The 21,895-nt window shown below is 39.3% G+C and carries 20 protein-coding genes and 3 tRNA genes; 14 read left to right on the top strand and 9 right to left on the bottom strand.

What is annotated here, in order from left to right:
• Positions 1 to 9 precede the first annotated feature (9 nt).
• The 4 genes from DBR43_RS03895 to DBR43_RS03880 all read left to right on the top strand — a co-directional run bounded on the left by DBR43_RS03895 (position 10) and on the right by DBR43_RS03880 (position 3,537).
• Positions 10 to 705: a hypothetical protein gene (locus DBR43_RS03895; RefSeq protein WP_124578083.1), complete on the top strand. Its 696-nt coding sequence runs from the start codon at positions 10 to 12 to the stop codon at positions 703 to 705.
• Entirely contained in the window at positions 702 to 1,841 is a 1,140-nt protein-coding gene (locus DBR43_RS03890; protein WP_124578081.1) for a cystathionine gamma-synthase, read from the top strand. Before DBR43_RS03895 ends, DBR43_RS03890 begins: the two co-directional genes overlap by 4 nt.
• 6 nt (positions 1,842 to 1,847) lie before the next feature.
• Entirely contained in the window at positions 1,848 to 2,705 is an 858-nt protein-coding gene (locus tag DBR43_RS03885; protein ID WP_124578079.1) for a TIGR02757 family protein, read from the top strand.
• A gap of 316 nt (positions 2,706 to 3,021) precedes the next feature.
• Positions 3,022 to 3,537, top strand: a complete 516-nt coding sequence (locus DBR43_RS03880; protein ID WP_124578077.1) for a YdeI/OmpD-associated family protein — start codon at positions 3,022 to 3,024, stop codon at positions 3,535 to 3,537.
• Between the two features lie 3 nt (positions 3,538 to 3,540).
• Here the strand turns inward: DBR43_RS03880 and DBR43_RS03875 are convergent, their stop codons facing one another.
• From DBR43_RS03875 to DBR43_RS03845, 7 genes are all read right to left on the bottom strand, one after another.
• On the bottom strand, positions 3,541 to 4,269 hold the full coding sequence (locus tag DBR43_RS03875; protein ID WP_124578075.1) for a polyprenol monophosphomannose synthase: 729 nt from the start codon (positions 4,267 to 4,269) through the stop codon (positions 3,541 to 3,543).
• Positions 4,270 to 4,372: 103 nt separating this feature from the next.
• Positions 4,373 to 5,926, bottom strand: a complete 1,554-nt coding sequence (locus DBR43_RS03870; protein WP_124578073.1) for a peptide MFS transporter — start codon at positions 5,924 to 5,926, stop codon at positions 4,373 to 4,375.
• Positions 5,927 to 5,992: 66 nt separating this feature from the next.
• Positions 5,993 to 7,762, bottom strand: coding sequence for a peptide MFS transporter (locus DBR43_RS03865; RefSeq protein WP_124578071.1), 1,770 nt, complete (start codon positions 7,760 to 7,762; stop codon positions 5,993 to 5,995).
• 182 nt (positions 7,763 to 7,944) lie between these two features.
• Positions 7,945 to 8,862 (bottom strand): hypothetical protein, encoded by a 918-nt coding sequence (locus tag DBR43_RS03860; protein ID WP_124578069.1) that lies wholly within the window; start codon positions 8,860 to 8,862, stop codon positions 7,945 to 7,947.
• Positions 8,863 to 10,041: an acetyl-CoA C-acyltransferase gene (locus DBR43_RS03855; protein ID WP_124578067.1), complete on the bottom strand. Its 1,179-nt coding sequence runs from the start codon at positions 10,039 to 10,041 to the stop codon at positions 8,863 to 8,865.
• 78 nt (positions 10,042 to 10,119) lie between these two features.
• Positions 10,120 to 10,299: an Arc family DNA binding domain-containing protein gene (locus tag DBR43_RS03850; RefSeq protein ID WP_124578065.1), complete on the bottom strand. Its 180-nt coding sequence runs from the start codon at positions 10,297 to 10,299 to the stop codon at positions 10,120 to 10,122.
• A 23-nt stretch (positions 10,300 to 10,322) separates the two neighbouring features.
• Entirely contained in the window at positions 10,323 to 11,180 is an 858-nt protein-coding gene (locus DBR43_RS03845; RefSeq protein ID WP_124578064.1) for an SPFH domain-containing protein, read from the bottom strand.
• Positions 11,181 to 11,325: 145 nt separating this feature from the next.
• Here DBR43_RS03845 and DBR43_RS03840 point away from each other — a divergent pair, with 145 nt between their 5' ends.
• The 5 genes from DBR43_RS03840 to DBR43_RS03820 all read left to right on the top strand — a co-directional run bounded on the left by DBR43_RS03840 (position 11,326) and on the right by DBR43_RS03820 (position 15,399).
• Positions 11,326 to 13,404 carry an HD family phosphohydrolase gene (locus tag DBR43_RS03840; protein WP_124578061.1) on the top strand — a complete coding sequence of 693 codons (2,079 nt, stop codon included), beginning with the start codon at positions 11,326 to 11,328 and terminating at the stop codon, positions 13,402 to 13,404.
• Between the two features lie 80 nt (positions 13,405 to 13,484).
• Positions 13,485 to 13,571 (top strand) — tRNA-Ser (locus DBR43_RS03835).
• 87 nt (positions 13,572 to 13,658) lie between these two features.
• Positions 13,659 to 13,732, top strand: a tRNA-Pro gene (locus DBR43_RS03830).
• 57 nt (positions 13,733 to 13,789) lie between these two features.
• Positions 13,790 to 13,863 (top strand) — tRNA-Pro (locus DBR43_RS03825).
• 279 nt (positions 13,864 to 14,142) lie between these two features.
• Entirely contained in the window at positions 14,143 to 15,399 is a 1,257-nt protein-coding gene (locus DBR43_RS03820) for a site-specific integrase (protein WP_124578059.1), read from the top strand.
• Between the two features lie 3 nt (positions 15,400 to 15,402).
• Here the strand turns inward: DBR43_RS03820 and DBR43_RS03815 are convergent, their stop codons facing one another.
• Both DBR43_RS03815 and DBR43_RS03810 read right to left on the bottom strand, forming a co-directional pair.
• Positions 15,403 to 16,215: a hypothetical protein gene (locus DBR43_RS03815; protein WP_124578057.1), complete on the bottom strand. Its 813-nt coding sequence runs from the start codon at positions 16,213 to 16,215 to the stop codon at positions 15,403 to 15,405.
• Positions 16,216 to 16,327: 112 nt separating this feature from the next.
• Complete coding sequence (locus DBR43_RS03810; protein ID WP_148090754.1) at positions 16,328 to 17,287, bottom strand: hypothetical protein; 960 nt, start codon at positions 17,285 to 17,287, stop codon at positions 16,328 to 16,330.
• A 194-nt stretch (positions 17,288 to 17,481) separates the two neighbouring features.
• On the opposite strand from DBR43_RS03810, the gene DBR43_RS03805 reads away from it, so the two are divergent.
• The 5 genes from DBR43_RS03805 (at position 17,482) to DBR43_RS03785 (ending at position 21,890) form a co-directional block, all read left to right on the top strand.
• Positions 17,482 to 18,138: a metallophosphoesterase gene (locus DBR43_RS03805; protein WP_124578053.1), complete on the top strand. Its 657-nt coding sequence runs from the start codon at positions 17,482 to 17,484 to the stop codon at positions 18,136 to 18,138.
• Position 18,139: 1 nt separating this feature from the next.
• On the top strand, positions 18,140 to 19,444 hold the full coding sequence (locus DBR43_RS03800; RefSeq protein WP_124578051.1) for a protein kinase domain-containing protein: 1,305 nt from the start codon (positions 18,140 to 18,142) through the stop codon (positions 19,442 to 19,444).
• Positions 19,445 to 19,596: 152 nt separating this feature from the next.
• Complete coding sequence (locus DBR43_RS03795; protein ID WP_124578049.1) at positions 19,597 to 19,869, top strand: helix-turn-helix domain-containing protein; 273 nt, start codon at positions 19,597 to 19,599, stop codon at positions 19,867 to 19,869.
• A 372-nt stretch (positions 19,870 to 20,241) separates the two neighbouring features.
• Positions 20,242 to 20,649: a mobilization protein gene (locus tag DBR43_RS03790; RefSeq protein WP_124578047.1), complete on the top strand. Its 408-nt coding sequence runs from the start codon at positions 20,242 to 20,244 to the stop codon at positions 20,647 to 20,649.
• Positions 20,634 to 21,890 (top strand): relaxase/mobilization nuclease domain-containing protein, encoded by a 1,257-nt coding sequence (locus DBR43_RS03785; protein WP_124578045.1) that lies wholly within the window; start codon positions 20,634 to 20,636, stop codon positions 21,888 to 21,890. The genes DBR43_RS03790 and DBR43_RS03785 overlap by 16 nt, the downstream gene beginning before the upstream one ends.
• Positions 21,891 to 21,895: the final 5 nt, after the last annotated feature.

Below are 21,895 nucleotides of genomic sequence, written 5' to 3'. Positions count from 1 at the left end.
TCAGCATTAATGAATACTGAAAATTACGGTAAAATACTTAAAGAATTTGAATGTAAGGCTTCTCTAAAGCAGTCGATTTACAGAAATACAACAGAGATCTTTGATTTGTTAAAAAAGCAGTTGTCAAAGACTGCCGGGCGACTAAAACAGGACTATGGCGTAAAGGATACCTCTGTAGAAATTGATTATAAAGAGAACAATAAGTTTGAAGCTCAGCTGAAGTTCTCCGGTGATATGCTGATGGTGTCTATGCATAGCAATATCTTTAATTTTGAACCCAGCCATTCTATATTTCAGACGAAATACATTAAGGAGGATCCTTCATTGAGCTATTGCGGTATTATTTATATCCACAACTTCCTCGCAGATTCGATTAAGTACAACCGACTGGCAGATCAGGGTTCACTGATCGCCCGGATCCTCATCAATAAAGACAAACACTTTATGGTGGAAGGAGAGGGGGCATTGGATTTTCTTTATCAGGACATTGCCAATAACCTGGTGACTGAAGAAAAGCTGACAGACATCATTGAAAGGTCAATTTTGTTCTGTTTGGCTTCTGATCTGGTAATTCCTCCATTTGCGCAAATAAAAGAAGTAACTTTAAATCAAAAACAATCCATGTTGGCTGCAAGCGGATACCCTACAGGCAAACACCTTGGATATCAGTTTAAAGCAGAAATAGAGCAAAATAATAACATATGAAGTTCGCAACGAAAGCAATACATGCCGGTCAGGAACCTGACCCATCTACCGGAGCAGTAATGACTCCCATATATCAAACGTCTACCTATTGGCAGAAATCTCCAGGTGACCACCAGGGATTCGAGTATTCAAGAGGAACAAACCCTACACGTAAGGCTTTAGAGGCTTGCCTTGCCGCTTTGGAAAATGCAAAACATGGTTTAGCTTTCTCCAGCGGAATGGGTGCTACGGATACTGTTTTGAGGTTGTTACAGCCAGGAGATGAGGTGATCACCGGTAATGATCTTTACGGAGGTTCTTATCGCATCTTCACCAAAGTATATGCAAAATATGGCATTAAGTTCCATTTCCTGGATTTGTCAAAACCGGAGAACATGTTGCCTTATATCAATGATAAAACAAAGTTGGTATGGATTGAAACCCCTACAAACCCAACCATGCAGATCATTGACATCGAAGGGATCGCCAAAATTACAAAAGAGCGTAAACTGATCCTGACCGTAGACAATACTTTTGCTTCTCCTTACCTGCAAAATCCTATTGACCTTGGTGCTGACATCGTGATGCATTCGGTAACCAAATATATCGGAGGTCACTCCGACGTAGTAATGGGTGCTTTACTGGTTAATGACGATCAGTTATACAAAGACCTTTGGTTTATCTATAATGCTTGTGGTGCTACCCCTGGACCTCAGGATGCCTTTTTAGTACTTAGAGGAATTAAGACCCTTCATTTACGCATGAAAGCACATTGTGAAAACGGAGAGAAAGTTGCCCGTTTCCTTAAAACCCATCCAAAAGTAGATAAGATCTACTGGCCAGGTTTTGAAGATCACCCTAACCATGACATCGCAAAAAAACAAATGCGTGGTTTCGGAGGAATGGTTTCCATCACTTTAAAGGATGCTGATCTTCAGGAAACGTTCAGAATTGCTTCTTCATTCAAAGTATTTACGCTTGCGGAATCTTTGGGTGGCGTGGAGTCCCTGATCAATCACCCGGTAAGCATGACACATGGTTCTATTCCTAAGGAAGAGCGTGAAAAAGTGGGTGTTACAGACAACCTTTTGCGCTTAAGTGTAGGTGTAGAAGATATTGATGATTTAATCGCAGATTTAGAACAAGCTTTAAAATAACAAACATTGGAATTCCTGGAACTTAAAGATTTTTTGGACCTCAAAGTTGAACAATACAACCGGCCCAACTTCATCTCAAATGATCCGATTTGCATTCCACATCGTTTTTCTAAAAAACAAGACGTTGAAATTGCCGCATTCTTTGCGGCAATTTTAGCTTGGGGGCAACGCAAAACGATCATTAACAAATGCACAGAGCTCTTCGGGCGAATGGATAATGAGCCCTACGACTTCATGTTGAACCATGGTGACGATGACCTGAAGCGCCTGCTGAATTTCAAACACCGCACTTTCAACGATACCGACCTGTTGTACTTCGTGTCTTTCTTTAAGCATCATTACCAACAGTCGGAAAGCCTCGAGGCTGCCTTTTTGGCTCCTGCACCGGTCTTCAGAGAAGAATACCTGGCAGAATCATCTTCAAAGGCTAAGAAAAAGTACGCTTCTTCTGCCTGTATGCTGGCTGAATTGGAGCAAATCCCTGCAACAGAAAGGGCCCTAAACCATTTCAGGTCCTATTTCTTCAGTCTTCCTGATTTTCCCAGAAGAACGATCAAGCATGTCTCTTCACCCTTACAAAAATCCACCTGCAAGCGTCTGAATATGTTTTTACGCTGGATGGTAAGAAAGGACAACAAAGGCGTAGATTTCGGCATCTGGACTACCATTAAACCTGCTGATCTGATCTGTCCATGTGATGTCCATGTAGACCGCGTAGCACGCAAACTCGGATTAATCAGCAGAAAACAAACCGACTGGCAAACCGCCGTAGAGTTAAGCGCTCAGCTATCTAAATTTGATCCCATCGACCCTGTGAAATACGACTTTGCTTTATTCGGCCTCGGCGTTGAAGAAAAGTTCTAAAACTCATCGCATTAAGCCCTAAGGAATAAATGCCCTTAGGGTTTGTTTTAATATCCTCCCGGCTAAGCACCTTGCTTAATAATCCTGCTATAACATCTTGCTTAATAACCCAGCTTAAAAACCTTGCTTAATAATCCTGCTCTAACACCCCGCTTAACAAGCCCTGCTTTAGTCCCCCCTCCAATGGAGTAATATTTAAAAAAAAGAGGTGTTAATGTGAAGGCCTAGGAATTTTGCCCCTTCAGGCAAAGGTTCCAGCCTGAACAAAACACCTCTTTTTTTTAGAGATAGCGAACAATTATTTACCTTTATTATTATGGTAACTTTCAAAGCAGAAATAGAGCGTTTCGCAGAAATGGGCGAAAAAACAGGCTGGACCTATATTTTCATCCCTTCCGCCATCGCCAATGAAATCAAGAAAAACTGCAAAAAAAGCTATCGGGTTAAAGGCAAGCTTGATCAGCTTGCTGTTGAAGGACTCTCACTTATCCCAATGGGGGAAGGCGATTTTATCATTTCATTAAACGCCCCATTGCGCAAACAGCTAAAGAAAGAAAAAGGGGCTTTGCTGGAAGTCTTCCTGGAAGAAGATAAAACCTTCAAAATAGAAATGCCGGAAGACCTTGAGCTTTGTTTATCCGACGACGAACCCGAGTTATTAAAAACCTTTCTGAAACTTCCAAAATCTCATCAAAACTGGTACATCAACTGGGTAAATTCTGCAAAAACAGAACCTACCAGGACAAAAAGGCTTGTCAGGATTGTTTCAGCCATGGCTAAAAACTGGGATTTCGGTACAATGATGCGGGAGGGAAAGCCGCCAAAAGCGTAACGCTTACCTCTTATAATTTCTGAACCAGCTCCATACCTTCATTTGAATTACCCCGATGAACGCTTCTCTGAAGATCCTTGTACTCATCTTAGAGGTACCCTCAGTACGGTCGGTAAAGATGATTGGAACCTCTACCACTTTAAAACCATATTTGATGGCGGTGAACTTCATTTCAATCTGGAAGGCATAACCTACAAACTTGATTTTATCTAAAGGGATGGTTGCTAAAACCTGTTTACGGTAACATTTAAAACCTGCTGTAGCATCCTGAACATTGATTCTCGTGATGAGGCGTACATACATAGAAGCGAAGTACGACATCAGTACCCTGTTCATCGGCCAGTTGACCACATTTACTCCATTTACATAACGGGAGCCGATGGCCAGGTCTGCACCATTTACACATGCTTCACGAAGTCTGATCAGGTCGTCCGGATTGTGGGAGAAATCGGCATCCATTTCAAAAATATACTCATACTTAGCATGAGCCAATGCCCATCTGAAACCATGAATATAAGCCGTGCCCAATCCTAATTTTCCTGTTCGTTCTTCCAGGTGCAGGGCCGGATATTCCTGTTGTAATTTTTTAACGATGTCAGCAGTTCCATCAGGGGATCCATCATCAATGATTAATATTTCAAAGAAATAGGGTAAGGAAAAAACCTTCCTGATGATCTTTTCAATATTTTCTTTCTCGTTGTAAGTGGGGATTATTATTAGACTGTCTGACACGTAAAATGAATTAATTAGCGAAATTATGGATTCTAAACGAAAAAACCCTCAGTATATCGCATATACTGAGGGTTAAATTATGTTAAACTGCTATAAAAGCCGCTTAGTTGACATCTTGCATTAGTTTTTTGACCAAAGGAGAGATGATAATCAGCAGGACACCTGCAATCAGTGCGTAAATGGCGAGCTGTTTATAACCATCAGTAAAGGTGATCAGTTTTTGTACCGTAGTGTCATTTTCACCAGCTTTTGCCATGTGTGCGCCTAAGATACCAGCTACATACTGTCCATAGGCGGCGGCAAGAAACCACATTCCCATCATTACTCCCTGAAGTTTTACAGGAGATAATTTTGTCATGATCGATAAGCCGATAGGAGAGAGGCAAAGTTCACCGAAGGTGATTACCAGATAAGACAAAGTAAATGCATCCAGAGAAGCAATACCCTGTGCATTTGCAAAGAATCTGGTGCTGTACAAGATGAAGAAACCTCCTGCCAGGAATAAGAAACCCAGTCCGAATTTTACCACTGTATTTGGTTCGATCTTTTTCTTTGCCAGTCCGATCCATACCAGACTGAAAACAAAAGCAAAAATGATCACAAAGAAAGAGTTTGCAGAGTTGTTTACCCCATTTGGATCCAGGGTAATTACGCCAAGAAGTTTATTGTCCAGGTTTCTTGCCGCAAACAGGGCCATAGAGCCTCCGCTCTGTTCGTAGATACCCCAGAACACGATGGAGAACAGGATGAAAATGATCGCTGCAATCAGCTTTTTACTTTCTGCCCAACTGTATTTGGTCATTTCATAAATGATATAAACCAATGTTGCGGGGCCGATGAAGTACATAAACCAGTCGGTATACTGTGTCTTGGCTACCATGATCATGATGACCGGAATGATGGCTAATGAACCTGCATAAACCGCATAATCGTACCATTTCTTACCAGCTGCCTTGCTCGTAATGGTTAGGGGTGTTGAAGGTGTTTTTGCATCGATACCTTCCGTTAACGTTTCCTGGATATCTTCTCCTTTAAATGGAGATAAACCGATAGGTCCAAGGCTTTTTTTCGTGAAGATGAAGGTCAGCAAGCTGATGGTCATTACAATTCCGGCAAGGCCGAATGCCAGGTGCCATGAATAGGTTTTTCCTAAGGTAATACAAGCATATCCGCCAAGTAAACCTCCGATATTGATACCGGCATAGAACAAAGAGAAACCGGCATCACGACGCGCGTCATTGCCTTTATACAACGCACCAACCATAGTAGAGATATTTGGTTTAAAGAAACCAGTACCCACTACGGTGAAGCTGATACCAAGGAAAAAGAACTGATGTGGATCGTAAGATAAGATGGCACTTCCGATAATCATTAATATTCCTCCCCAGAAAAGTGATTTCCTGAAGCCAAGGATTTTATCTGCAAACAGACCACCAATAAAGGTGAATGCATAAACGAATGCCTGTGTTGCACCGTATTGCAGATTGGCATTTTCATCGGTCATGGTGAGCTGTGTGACCATGAAATAAGTGAGCATTCCCCGCATTCCGTAGAAGCAGAAGCGCTCCCACATCTCGGAGAAGAACAGGTACCAAAGTTGCCGGGGGTACTTGCCTTTAAAATCCTGGATTTGTTCGAGGCTAAGATTTTCTTGCATATCTTGTATTTATTTTATCTGTTGAGCAAAAAAAGCCTTTGGAGAGATCCAAAGGCTTGATTTCGTTTATTTTACACCGTGCATTAATTTTTTCAGAACCGGCGTCAGCATCATGATGAACAGACCCAATCCGATTGGAATGAACGTGAAGATCAGGAAGAAGGTAGTCATGGAGTATTTGGAAGTGATCTCATCGATCATTCCACCCATTGTACCTGCAATCTTATTACCGATTGCAATCGCAAGATACCAGATTCCAAACATGATGGCGATCATTCTGCCCGGAACCAGTTTACTTACATAAGATAAACCTACCGGAGAGATGAAGAGCTCACCCATGGTGTGGAAGAAATAAGCAAGAACCAGCCATACCATACTTACAGAAGCAACTGCAGCTCCCTGAGGAATGGTGCTTGCACCGTAAGCCAATGCTGCAAAACCGATACCTAATAAGATCATTCCGAAGCCGTTTTTATACGTTGCAGAAGGGTTGTATTTACTTTCCCAGATTTTAGATACCAGTGGTGCACAGCTGATGATGAACAGTGAGTTTAAGATTCCGAACCAGGTGGCAGGAACTTCAGATTTCACTTCGCTGTATTGGTTTTTAAGCATGTAAATTACAATCACCCAAATGATGATGAACCCGCAGGCTAAAATGATGTTACCTATAGAATATTTACCGAAAGTTTTAGCGAAGAGTTTCAGTAAAACGTAAGAGATGATCACTAATGGAACAACCGTAATCAGGGTATTCACAATATTGAAAATGACTTTGGAATCTCCCGTTAACAAGCGTTGTGTATAATCTTTCGCAAAGATCGTCATCGATCCACCTGCCTGTTCAAAAGAAGCCCAGAAGAAAATGGTAATGAAGGCCAGAACGATTACTGCAATCATTTTATCGCGCAGTACAGGCGTGTATTGAGAGATCCTTTTGATCAGGATAAACAGGAAGAGCACTAAAGCAACCATGATCATGAAATTACTACCTTCCATGCTGCCGATTTTGAAATCGAACAGGTTCATGCTTGTGATTTTGGAAACCGGATCGTTGATGATCCATGATAAACCGATTACGGAGATCAGACCGATTAATACCAGGTCAAACTTCGAAAACGGATTTCTTGTGGATTCTTCCAGGTTATCAGAAACCTCTTCTTCTTTGTTTTTAACTGGTTTCAGACCGATATTACCGAAAATGTTTTGAGTGAAATAGAACTGAAGCATTCCTATAAACATAAAGATACCGGCTAATCCGAAGCCATAAGCCCATCCCCAGTCTTTACTTTCTCCGATATAACCACATAATAACATTCCTAAAAAGGCACCTGAATTCACACCCATATAGAAAATGGTATACGCACCATCTTTTTTCTCCGGGTGTTGTTTATACATCTGAGCGATGATGGAAGTCATGTTTGGTTTGAAGAAACCGTTACCAAGTACCAATAGACAAAGGCCTAAGTACATGAAAATATGGTCCACTTCAATCGCCATAGATAAGTGGCCTAAGGTCATGAGCAGGGCGCCCACAACTACTGCCCAGCGATAGCCAATGATTCTATCGGCAATATATCCACCTAAGATAGGCGTCAGGTAAGCCAGACCGGTATAAGAACCGTAGATTGCCAGTGCGTGAGCTCTTGGCCATCCCCATCCCGGATTGTCGCCGATAATGGAAGAGGTTAGAAACAGCACCAGTAATGCCCGCATCCCATAGTAGGAAAATCTTTCCCACATCTCCGTAAAGAATAGAACAAACAGCCCCGCCGGATGTCCTAGTACTTTACTCTCAAAAAAGTTATTTGGAGAGTCCAAATTTTGTGCATTCATGTGTTGGTTTTTTTGTGTAATAATTTATAGAAAGGTTCAGTTAGTTCTTATTGATAAATATGGTGGTAGGGAGTGTTTCGGTAGGATTTTTGTGTATTCTTGAAGTAAACCATCGCGCAAGATAGGCACACGGACTCAGACTCACAAATTTTTAGCGTAGATTAAAACTCCATAATCATTGTTTAAAGCTTCTTAATAGGTTGTATCTTTTTATTTTTAGGGTCTATATACAACTCGTCCTTATCGTTGGGCGCGTTCTTTAGTTCCACATTCTCAACGAGTTTTAGTCGCCCTCCACTAAGTTTATACGCATCAAAGCTGAGATCGGATGCATAAAATTCAAAATTTCCTGTCATTTCCGGATTAAAAGGAGCAAGGTGATCAAATACGATCATGTTCATGCTTTTTTCCATCGTCAGCGTCATTGAATTCAATTTATTGTATTCAAAGATGATTCTGTTTTTTCCGGGGTTTTGTTTCTGATCGAAAATGGCTTTTCCAAATACAGGTTCTCCTTTTTCAAAAGAAAGTACTTCGATCAGCTTTTTGGAGGTTTTGGCGTTGTTCCCTTTCCATCCGATCAGGGCATAACAGGTTGTTTTGCCATTGGCGGTCATCGGGACAATTTCATAATAATTGGCACCATACCAGTTTTTATTACCGGTAATGGCATTGCTGTCCTTCAGGTTTTCTGTACCGTCGATCAGTGGGAATAGCTTTAACTTACCGTCCTTTGAAGCCATTTGTATGGCACCAAAATAGCGGTAAGTGCCGTCATCCAGAGGAAGGTACCAGGAAAAGATGCGGAAATTTTTGTCCGGCGACTGCAGTATGGAGATTCTTTTTAAAGAATCGAAAGGATACTTGTCGGAGGATGGGGTTTTTAGCGCATTGACCAGTGTTTTAATGAACTGCGCATTTAAGGAAAAGCGTGTTGCATTGTCCGGGGCATTCTGGACCCCCTCACTGAGGTTGATCAGCGAATCCTGATATCTCGTCATTCCCGGGATATTGGTCAGCTTAAAGCTATGCTGCGCATAGACTGAAGTCATTGCGCAGCATAAGATGATGATCAGGAAAGGTTTTGAAGCCTTTACCATTTAGTTTAATTTTTCGATAACGATTGCGCTGGCACCACCACCACCATTACAGATTCCGGCTACGCCGATGCTTCCGTTATTTTGAGCCAGTACAGCAAGTAAAGTCACGACGATTCTGGCACCTGAAGCACCCAGTGGGTGACCAAGAGAAACCGCACCTCCGTTTACATTCACTTTATTGTTGTCCAGTTCCAGTAATTTGTTGTTGGCCAGGGAAACCACAGAGAACGCTTCATTGATTTCAAAGAAATCAACATCAGCGATGCTTTTTCCTGCGTTTTTAAGGGCCAGTGGAATTGCTTTTGCAGGGGCGGTAGTAAACCATTCCGGTGCCTGTTGTGCATCTGCATAAGCAAGAATCTTTGCCAATGGCTTTAATCCAAGTTCTTTTGCTTTATCAGCACTCATCAGTACCAATGCTGCAGCGCCATCATTTAAGGTAGAGGCATTTGCTGCGGTTACCGTTCCGTCTTTTTTGAACACCGGTTTTAAGCCTGGAATTTTATCAAATTTAACAGCAAAAGGTTCTTCATCTTTAGAAATCAGGGTCACATCGCCTTTGCGGTCTTTTACTTCTACAGTGATAATTTCTGAGTCGAATTTACCTTCAGTCTGTGCTGCCTGAGCTTTTTTGTAAGAGCTGATCGCGAAAGCATCCTGTTCTTCACGGCTAACGTTACAGTCAGCAGCACATAGCTCTGCAGCAGAACCCATGTGGTAATCATTATATACATCCCAGAGGCCGTCTTTGATCAATCCGTCAGTAATCTGACCATGGCCTAAACGGTATCCGTTTCTTGCTTTATCTAAATAATAAGGGACATTGCTCATGCTTTCCATACCTCCGGCCACGACGATGTCGTTCTGGCCAAGGGCGATACTTTGTGCGGCAAGCATGATGGCTTTTGTTCCTGAAGCACAAACTTTATTGATGGTTGTGGAAGGAACGTCCGGTAATCCGGCAAACTTTGCGGCCTGTGTAGCTGGGGCCTGACCAATATTAGCGGACAAGACATTGCCCATATAAACTTCCTGAACGTCAGCAGGGCTGATGCCCGCTTTTTCTACAGCCGCTTTAATCGCTAAACCACCCAGTTGGGTAGCTGAAAAACCTGATAATGAACCACCAAAACTTCCTATTGGGGTTCTAAGGGCTGATACTATAACTACTTCTCTCATTGATGTCTTTTAATTTTGGTTAAAAGCAAAGTTAAGTAATTACTGGCATCTGCTGGTTAAAGTCGGTTATTTTTAACATTATCCCTCTGTATCATTTTTGTTTATCCGTCGTTTTCTTTTCGATTTCAGTGCTTCATTCAACAGGTATTCTATCTGCCCGTTGGTGCTTCTAAACTCATCCCCGGCCCAATTCTCAATCTCTTTGAGCAGGGCGGGGTTGATTCTTAGCACAAAAGCCTTTTTATCTTTCTCAGACATATCTTTTTTGTACTCCTTGTCTATTAATTGTATAATGTTCCGGTATTGACTACCGGTTGTACATTGCGGTCGCCACAAAGGACCACCAGGAGGTTGCTCACCATTGCGGCTTTGCGTTCCTCATCCAGTTCCACGATGTTTTTCTCTGAAAGTCTTTCCAGTGCCATTTCTACCATGCCTACTGCACCTTCTACAATCAGTTTACGGGCAGCAATCACTGCGGTGGCCTGCTGGCGTTGTAACATCGCACTGGCGATTTCCTGCGCATAGGCCAGGTGGGAAATTCTGGCTTCGATTACTTCTATTCCGGCTCTGGACAAGCGCTCACTCAATTCTGCTTCCAGAAGGGAGCTCACTTTCTCTGCGCCGTCTTTTAAGGTGATGGTCGCCTCTTCATCCTCAAAATTATCGTAAGGAAAGATGTTGGCCAAATGTCTTACGGCAGCTTCACTTTGTATGTTTACGTATTGATGGTAATCTTCTACGGCAAACATTGCTTTTGCGGTTTCCTGAACCTGCCATACCACTACAGCGGCAATTTCTATCGGGTTCCCCAGTTTGTCGTTCACCTTGATCTGATGCCCGTTCAGGTTTCTGGCTTTCAGGGAGACCTTCTTTTTGGCCGTTAAGGGATTCACCCAGAAAAAACCGTCTGTTTTTACGGTACCTACATACTTCCCGAACAGCGTGAGTACTTTGGATTCATTAGGGTTGTTGATGATCAGCCCGGGCAGTACCAGGACGAAATTCAAGACAAGAGCGATGGCTCCAACAGCAAATTGTTCAACGGCCAATGCAAAAATTCCACCTCCCAGCAGGGCGAGAAATAATACAAAGGTTAAATAGCCGGATGGCGGAGTGATGATTTTTTCCTGATACATAATGATATTGATTTGATATCATAAAGTAAAGTATTTTAATCCATATAAACAAGGTAAATCCCATCCTTTCGCATGATTACCTCTTCCAAAACACGATTTGAAGAAAAATTGTATTATTTTTGAGTGAAATCAATCTATATCAATCTTGGCTAAAATCAAAAAGAATTCCCATAGGGTGCTTTACCGTAAGTATTCATCAAACATCAAATACATTATGATGGTGCTTTCCGTATTGATCATAACTGTATTTTTACCCAAACAGCCCCGGTTCAGGTATGAATTCGAAAAGGGCGAGATATGGAAAAATAAAGATTTAGTTTCTCCTTTCAGTTTTGCCATTTTAAAAACTACCCCACAGGTAACTACAGATAAGAAGGATGCATTGAACAATGTGCTTCCGATTTATAAGATGAATAAAGATCAGATCAATTCAGTGGAAGAAGCCTATCTGAATGAGTTTGATGTAAAATGGAAAACGAATGCTTTTCCTGAAAATGAAAAGGCCGGATATAAGAACTCTTCCTTTAAGTTACTGGAAGCAATTTATACCCGGGGAATCATTGCGATGAACGCGAAGCATCAGAAGGGGAATAAATATTATGATTTTGCCCTGATGACCAATAACATCAGCAGGAACCTGAGTACTCAGGATGTATTTACCGTTCAGTCTGCGCTGGAGTATTTTGATAAGAACTACAATTCGATCAACCTGAAAGTAAAAGAGATGATCGTTAATCTTGTGGAAGATCATTTAACGCCCAATATCACTTTCGATGAAAAGTTAACCACCATTGTACAGAACAATACTGTGAGCAGTCTTTCTACCACCAGAGGTATGGTGCAGAAAGGGGAGCTGATCATTGCCAAAGACAATGTGGTGGACGATGAGATCTATCAAAAGCTGCTTTCCTTTAAAGAAGCCTACGAAGCACAAACGAAAACCATAGGGGATAGCAAGCTGGTTTATTTGGGTCAGATCCTGCTGGTAGGTTTTATTGTGAGTTTACTCATGTTCTTTTTGAAACTGTTCCGGAAAGACATTTTTGCAGACAACCGGCAGTTGTCTTTACTGCTGCTCGTGATCACCACGATGCTGCTGTGTCTGACCTGGGCAATTAAACTGAACCTGCCGAGTATCTATTATATTCCTTTCTGTATCGTTCCGATCATCATCAGGATCTTATTTGATACCAGGCTGGCACTTTACCTGCATTTGCTCGTGATCCTGATTGCAGGCTTCTTTGTGCCCAACAGTTTTGAATTCGTCTTTTATCAGATTACTTCCGGAATGGTGGCAATCTATAGCATCAGGAACCTGATCAAAAGAGAACAACTGCTGTTGTCCGCTTTATTCATCTTATCGGCCTACTTTGTTTCCTTTGTGGGGATCGGTTTATTAAGAGAGGGATCGTTCGACCAGATTGAATGGATTAACTTTGTTCCTTTCATCATTAGTGTGTTGTTGTCGCTCCTGGCTTATCCTTTGATCTATGCTTTTGAAAGAATGTTTGGCATCACTTCCGATGTGGCGCTGATTGAGCTGACCAATACAAACAACAAACTATTAAGGGAGCTTGCTTTTAAAGCTCCGGGTACTTTCCAGCATTCGCTGCAGGTGGCCAACCTTGCCGAAGCGGCGATCTTTAAAATAGGAGGGAATTCCTTACTGGTAAGAGCCGGTGCATTGTATCATGACATTGGTAAGATTGAGAACCCTCAGTATTTTATAGAGAATCAAAATACAGCCCTTAGCCCGCATGATAAGCTGCCATACGAGCAAAGTGCCCAGATCATTATTAAACATGTTCATAAGGGCATCGAAATTACGCGCAGGCATCAATTGCCGGAAAGTGTGATCGACTTTATCAGAACGCACCACGGAAATACCAGGGTCGATTATTTTTATCAGAGCTTTTTAAAGAATTCTCCGGAGAAATTTGTGGACGAAAACATTTTCCGCTACCCCGGACCGATCCCTTTTTCTAAGGAAACTGGTGTTTTAATGCTCGCAGATTCGGTGGAAGCGGCCTCAAGAAGCCTGAAAAATCCGGACGCCCAAAGTATAAATGACCTCGTCGAAAGGATCATTAACTATAAATTAGAACAAAATCAATTAGATAACTGCGATATTACTTTAAAAGATTTAGAAACTATAAAGCTGATCTTCAAGACGATGCTTATGAGCATCTATCATGTGCGTATAGATTACTTACAAAATGTTTAAATTTTTTTTGGATCAATGAATGAAGTTACTATATTTGCAATCCCGAAAAACAGGAGCGTTTTTCAGAAAAGAATTGAAAAGGAGAGGTGCCTGAGTGGCCGAAAGGAACAGTTTGCTAAACTGTCGTACTGGCAACGGTACCGCGGGTTCGAATCCCGCCCTCTCCGCTGAAACAATGATTTGCAAAATAGGATATGTAGTTTAATTATCGTTCCTTTGCAGCCCTTCGAAAAAGGGAAAAGAAGATACCAGTTCGGGGTGTAGCGTAGCCCGGTATCGCGCCTGCTTTGGGAGCAGGAGGTCGTAGGTTCGAATCCTGCCACCCCGACACAAATTACCTGGAAAGGTAGTTTTATAATGACCAGTAAAAAAGAAGATACCAGTTCGGGGTGTAGCGTAGCCCGGTATCGCGCCTGCTTTGGGAGCAGGAGGTCGTAGGTTCGAATCCTGCCACCCCGACAACATAGATGTCAAATTCTATCAAAAACCCTCTAGATGTCACAGTTTAGAGGGTTTTTTCGTTTTAGTCATATCAAAGAAAAGCAAAGAATATCAAGGTTTTTATGCCCTATTCTACACCCTATTTTTTTCAGCTATAATTGTCCTTCAAAAAAAAGTAAAAATGACTACTTGAGTTTTTTGTTTTACCGCCTTTTTTAACCCTGTGTTTTGTTCCTCTAATTCGTTAAAAACAAGAGAGGGCATAAGGGCATAAAAGGGCATAAATCATATTAAAATATGAAAAGCCCAAACACATTTAGTCTATCATTTTTCCTGAAAAAGGACAAAATGAAAGAAGGTAGAGCGCCATTATTCGTTCGGATTACTTTAAATAGTAAGTTTTCTGATATTTCAACCAAGAAAAGGGTTGATGTTTCTGCGTGGAATCAAACTAAACAAACTCTTTCTGGCAATGGTAAGGAAGAAGCACTTGTTAGAGAGAAAATTCGGTTATTAATAAATGATATTAATAACGCATATAACGACCTGAAATATGAAAATAAGCCATTGTCTTCGGAAACTATAAAAGCAAGGGTAGAAGGGTATGATAAGGAGCCATGTACTTTAAATTCTCTGTTGAGTCACCATAATATTGACCTAGCATCATTAATTGAACCTGGGACTTTAAAGAATTATTTTTCTACAGAACGTTTTCTAAAGGAATTTTTGATAAAACAGAGAAAGGTGAAAGATATTTATCTAGACAAAATTGACAATAAGTTCATTACCGATTTTGGTATATATATGCTCAATCGTGTGCCAGATAAGGGTCAGAAGCCTTGTGGAAATAATACATTAATGAAACACATGGAACGTTTTAAGAAGGTATTTGGAGTTGCTATAAAAAACGGATGGACTATGAATGATCCATTTCTTCATTTTGAGCGTAAAATAATAAATAAAGATCGTGACTGTCTTGAAATGGAAGAATTAAGCCGCATCAGGGCAGTTGATGGATTAACGAGTAGTCAACTGATCGTTCGTGATCTTTTTGTGTTTTGTTGTTTAACTGGGCTGGCATATTGTGATTTGATAAGTCTTGCTAAAGAGCATCTGGTTAAAGATAGTGGTGGTGAGTATTGGATTGAGATGATCAGACAGAAAAATAGAAAATTTACACAGCGTAAATTTCATGTTTTATTGCTCCCTGAAGCACTGGAGATTATTAAAAAATATAAAAGCAATCAGCTTGCAATAGAAAATGAAACAATTTTTCCATCTTTTTCAAATCAGATTGTAAACCGTTATCTTAAAATTATCGCAGAGGTGGCTAATATTAATAAAACAGTCACTTTTCACTTAGCTAGGCACACTTTTGCTACAACAGTTACACTTGAAAACGGAGTGCCTATGGAAAGTGTTTCACATATGCTCGGTCATGCAAGCATCCGCACAACACAGATATATTCCAAGGTCAAAAAGAAAAAAGTGCTTAATGATATGGTCAGCTTGAGACAAAAGATAGTTCTTGAAAGAAATTCCGGTTCTGTTTGAAATTTATTTACGTCTCGGAATTAGTTTTTCCTTTTTGAAGATTGCAAGTCTTAGATAACGTAGTCTCGATTCACTAAATTGGGAGAAAAAGTGATTATTGACTATTTTCATATCCTCACTAAATTTTTTTAAGAGGAACAATTTAACCTTTTTCTTCAATATCGATAAGACCCAATTTGAGTAATAGGCATTCAATGAAATAATGTAGTGATTTAGGATGGGCTCGAAATCGAACATGGGTTCTTTTTCATCTAAGAATTTCAAAAGAGACATCCATTCGCAAAATTGCTTTCCATCTCTTTTATTGTCTTCGGTTGTATTTAATTTGATGCAATCATATTTTTCTTTGGCTTTCTTAATAATAAAAGACGTGAAAAGAGATTTGTCCATAGCCTGGTAAAACTTTGGTTCTTGATCTATATTATATTCATTTTTAGTAACGAGCTTAAATGTATCATTGTGTACTAAATAGTTTCTTAGTTCCCTGAAAAATATTGTATATGTCTTATCATAAACTTCCTCACTAAAATTATGTGAATACTTTAGATGGTCCAGGAAATTCTGCCCTGAAGAAATGACGTTTTGCAAGTCTTTAACAATCCGTCGCTGTTCCCTCCATCTCTGGTCAATCTGTAGCTGCCGGAGTGGAGTTGAATTTAATTTTCTTATCGAATCGCGGATCGTTTTACTATTATCTAAGAAAACCAAGTAGGATGACCTCCCCTGCAAGAATGTCTTCCATAAGACCATACATTCTGATTCATCAACTTTTTGTTTAACATTAAGTACTTCTATTATTTTATCGAATTTCTCCATTTGTTAGGAAGATGGGGGCTAGAGTATTGATATATTAGAATTATTTGAGACGTCCTTTGTTTAATTTAAAATAACTATCTGGTGAGATCTTCCGAACCCAGAAAGCATTAAGCTAACCTTCAGGAAAATTATCATCAATGTATTTAACCCAGTCATCATTAGTAGGCTTGTGTTTGTTGTTCTTAGCAAATTCTTCTAAAAATTTTTTCATGAGACCTGGTATCTTTTTTCTGACCAAAATTTGTCGTGGAATATTCAAAATTTCCTTCCAGCGACCTTCTTTTAGCATAACTGTTTTTATATTGGCACCTTCACCATTGTAGATGAGATCAATATCTAGTTCGTTCATTAGATTAAAAAAGTCCAAATTCGGAATATTTTTCCTTGGTTTAATGAAAAAAAAGTAGAGTATAAATTGGCCAAAAATAAAATTATATGGGTGGGTGTACTCCGGATAAGCCATGTTGAAACTTATTGTTTCATCTTCTAATTCATCATATGAGGCCATAATAAAATATAGTCCATCGAATATGGCAGCTTTTTCATTTATCTCACGTATAAATTGATTGCGTTTTATTTTTACTTTAAAGTTTTGGTAAAGTGGCAATGCCTCATTGATGATTTTTCTAAGTTTTTCTTCTTCGTCTGCTGTAAGTTTAAATTCTGCAAACAATTCTTTTTTGGTTATGGATATCCTAAATATAACTGTACAAATAAAGAGTAGAAGGGCATAATAGTTTATGTTTAAAGCTTCTCTAATTATGTATTCGGTTTTGGAAACGTCTCTAAAATTAGATTTATATCCAGGTTTTTTAAGCTTATCCCTATACTCTGTGCAAACATAATTTTCAACATAAGCCATTCTTTGCTCACAGCCCCTACAAAAGAGATAATCTTCAACAATTGGTGCAGCCCCAGTATTATTTCTATAATCAAAATTTGCTTCTGCACTTATGATATATCCCTCTTCTTCACCTCGCTTTCCTATAGTACTTTCCACCATAAAAGCTGACAAAAGATGGGAACCTGTTTGCGTGGCTTCAGTAATATGGCAAATTGAGCACAAGGGCATATCTTCGAGATTTTTAACTAAGATAGGTTTATTTCATATAGATCTATTTAGGTAAACAGAGCTAATTTTGTTTATGAGGAGTGGATTAAGTAAAGCGAATATTTGAATTGACAAATAAATATCCAGTACTGTGGTATAGAAAAGATGTTTTTCTATAAATCACCACAAAAGTGAGTTATATTTGTTTGTATTTTATGAGAACATTTATCATTTCTGATATACATGGTGACAATGAGGCATTTAGAAAAGCTCTAAAACATGTTAGCCTAAAGAAAGATGATTTATTAATACTCTTAGGGGATTATATAGATAGAGGCTTTGATAGTAAAGGAGTGTTGGATACTATTATGTTACTTATTCAACATGATTTTAATCTGATATGCCTAAGGGGCAATCATGAGCAAATGCTATTAGATGCAATTGCAGATAAGAGTCAGATTTCTAAATGGTTTATCAATGGGGGAGATGCAACGTTATCAAGTTTTTTGACTTCATCTATTGAAAAAATTCCTTATAAATATATCGAGTTGATTAATTCATTTCGCCATTATTATCTGCATGCCGACTATATATTTGTTCATGCGGCTTTAAATATGAAGGCAAAGGATCCCTTTGAAGATACTGAAACTATGTTATGGTCTCGTACCCAGGAAGATTTTATTGACTATGAATGGTTAGGAGATAGAAAAATAATTCATGGGCATAACCCAACTTCAAAGGATGATATATTGAACAGTATTGCACATGAAAAAATCATTTGCATTGATAACGGTGTATTCTTAAAAAGAATTGGTTTTGGAAATATTTGTATATTAGAGTTAGAAAATTTAAACGCTCAATTTATAAGTTAAAATGATTATTACAAATGTTGTACAATTAATAAATGATGGTGGGTTTGGAAAAATAGAAGAAGTGATATGCAGTGATGGACGACACTATGCTAGAAAAACCTTTAACCCTCCTGCCAATACGGCTAATGATGCCGTAACACGCGAAAAATTTCGAATGCGCTTTATAAGAGAGGTAAAAACTCAAAAAAGGTTACCGAATACATTATTTATTCCTATAATATTCGAGGACTTATCGGGTTCTGCCCCTTGGTTTTTAATGCCAGTTGCAGATGACGTATACAGTAATGAGATTCTACGGTCAAAGCAATTTGGCTTAAATCCACAAGGACTTGCAGATATACTAAATTCACTAGAATACATACATTCAATAGGGTTAGTGCATCGAGATTTGAAGCCTCATAATATCCTATTGCATGAAAATACCTGGAAATTAGCAGATTTTGGTTTAATATCTCAAGATAAAGATACACTCTCTCAGCCAATTACAACTAGTAATAACGCATACGGGACTGCGATGTATTGTGCGCCGGAACAAACTACTGATTTTAGGCGTGTAACTCCACAGGCAGATATTTATTCGTTTGGTGCTATTCTACATGATATATACACTGACGGTAAAAGAGTTCCTTATTCTACATTGTCTGGTGTTGGAGAAATTGGATTAATTATAGAAAGGTGTACAAAGGATAAAGCCGAGCAACGATTTAAATCTATAAAATCTCTTAGGGAAAAACTACTATATATATTATCGAAAGATAACACTGTAACTTCTAATTCAGATGCCAACGAATGGATATCTAACCTTAAAGATATAGATAGTTGGAATTTTGATAAATTTGAGAATTTTGTTTTTTTTCTAAAGCGTCATGAAGATTTATGGAATAGCATTTTTTTTGAATTAAATATTGAGACAATAGAGGCTTTTTTCTCTTTAGATAAGGAGCTGACTAATGAGTTTAGTTTACTTTATTTTAGGTGGGTTGCTACGAGAACATTTAGTTTTGATTATTGTGATGTAATTATTGGATACATTATGAAAGCATACGATGGAACAAGCGATTTAGACGTAAAGACTCAAGCAGTAATGTCTGCCGCTCAACTTGCTAGGACTCATAATCGATGGTATGTTATGAAATACGTTGTAAGAATGGCTGATAAAAGTATAGAAGAGAACTTGGCTTTTAGAATAAGTTTGGAATTAGAAATTGATACAAGAAACATAATTAATTTTGAAGGTTGCGCACGAGGATTGAACTATGGGCCTTCTATATATCATGATATTATTGCGGAATCACTAAAAAAATAGCTTTATCTCAGTTTTGAGTTGTATTTGTACTATTCAATATTATAATAACCAGATTTGAGCATCTGAAATTATCTTTAGGTACTACCCAACTGGTCACCAATTTAATAATCATAGTTTTTCAAATTTTGCTGCCATAACATAAAAGAGATGATATGGCAGCATTCGATTTAATCACAAAAGATGATCTGGAAAAGTTTAAAGCCGAACTTTTTGCAGAATTGAAAAGACCGGGCTACAAACTGAATAAAAAAGAACAGCAAAAGGAATGGCTCAAAAGCTATGAAGTTCGCGCTCTCCTAAATATCTCAGCTGGGACACTAGCTACGCTTAGGCGAAATGAGATACTGCGCTTTTCAAAAATTGGAGGACTCCTTTATTACAAGCATGATGATATAGTTAAACTACTGGAGGGGGCATCATCATGAAAAACACAATCAAAAAAACTGCACTGAAAACGGCCGATTTCTTAGGAACATTTCAACCAAAACTCAAGCGATCCAGAGCGAAGCCCCGTACTCGGATTAAACGTCTGCTCAGACAGGCGCTGACTTTTCAAGACCAGAAAATTATGGAAGAAATCTATAGAAAGTTCTCTGTCTGATAAAGTTATTCTTCCAGTTAATCCATTCCATTTTATAACTCATACCGAAGGTCACAGCACCCTTCGGGTGATCTGCTTTGAAGTCCGCGTGGACTTAGCAAAGATGTATTTTCGCATGCGAAAAGATCTTTGCTGTCCGTTCGGACAGAGGATCACTCGGAACTCGTGATCCTGAAGTCATTGATAAGTGTATTCTATGTCAAGGAAAAAAGTAAGAGAGCAAGACAGCATATTAAGTCATACAATAGTTATTCGGATTACAGCAGGACAATACAAAAAGCTTGATAAAATTTCTAGGGAAAGCGCTGGTAAAACGATAGCCTATGTTGTTCGCAAAATCATTGCTAACAAGCCAATAACACTTCTTCATAAGGATATATCTATGAGTGAACCAATGGAAGAACTAGCCCTTATCCGTAAAGAGATCAAGAGCATAGGTGTGAATATCAATCAGCAAACGCATAAGTTCCACATTAGCCAGAGCGAGACAGAAAGGACATTTCATATCAACAAAACAGCTGAGACCTATAAAGCTATGGAACCAAAAATTGATCGATTGCTAACCCTGGTATCTAACCTCGCATTGAAATGGTTGCAAAAATAGTTATTGGCAAGAGCATTAGAGGTATTTTGCATTACAACGAAAACAAAGTTTCCGAGGGGGAGGCTAAGCTGATTTTGGCTTCTGGTTTTGCTGGTGAAATTGAGAATATGACATTTGATAACAAGCTGCAAAGGTTCCAACATTTAACCGATCTCAAGCCAAGTGTTAAAACAAATGCGCTACATATTTCCCTCAATTTTGATTCTTCAGAGAACATCAGTAGTGCTAAGATGCAAGCGATAGCCATTGCTTATATGGAACAAATTGGTTTCGGTGATCAGCCTTATATAGTTTACAGGCACAATGATGCCGGGCATCAGCATCTCCATATTGCCACAACAAGTATTCAGCGAGGTGGAGGATCTATTGACCTGCATAACATTGGCAGGCTGCTATCTGAACCAGCAAGAAAAGCCATAGAGATTGAATTTGACCTTGTTAAAGCCGAAAGTAAGGGGTTTAAACAAGAACCAGGCATACGCCCCGCTGACTTGGAGCAGATCAAATATGGAAGGCAATCAACAAAAAGGCAAATCAGCAACGTTCTGTCAGGCGTAGTCAATAATTACATGTTTACTTCTATCGCAGAACTAAATGCTGTCCTCAGACAATTCAATGTAACGGCTGACAGGGGTCAGGAAGACAGTGTAATGTTCAAAAAGAAAGGACTTATTTATTCTATGCTGGACAAAAATGGTAATAAAGTTGGCGTACCAATAAAGGCGAGTGCTTTTTATGCGAAACCAACCATAAATAACCTGGAGAAGAAGTTTGAAAGAAATAAGGAGAAACGCAAGCCTCACAAATCCGATTTAATTGCCCGCATTGATAAAGTGCTGTTAAAATATCAAAAGTTAACAAGGTCCACACTTACCGATGAATTGCGAAAACAGGGAATCAGCCTTGTCATCAGGGAAAATAATGAAGGGCGCATTTATGGGGCAACCTTTATCGATCATAAAAATAAGGTGGTGTTCAAAGGCAGTGATTTAGATAAGCGATACAGTGCTAACGCCTTATCTATGATGATTGGTTCTGATGACAGAGTAAGAGCCTTCCTGAAGCCCTCAAATGCGTCAGGAACGTATTTAAATACTAAAACGGAAGCTCATGGAAAAACCTATCTGGAACCGGTAGCAAATACTAACCTTCTCGATGATCTACTTGGCAAATCACTTCCTGAATACCTACCAAACATTAAACGTAAGAGAAAGAAAAGAAGAAGGGGATTAACCTTATAAAATAA

Source organism: Pedobacter sp. KBW06 (assembly GCF_003852525.1).
Classification (GTDB): Bacteria; Bacteroidota; Bacteroidia; order Sphingobacteriales; family Sphingobacteriaceae; genus Pedobacter.
This window is presented reverse-complemented; position numbering and strand designations above follow the sequence as displayed.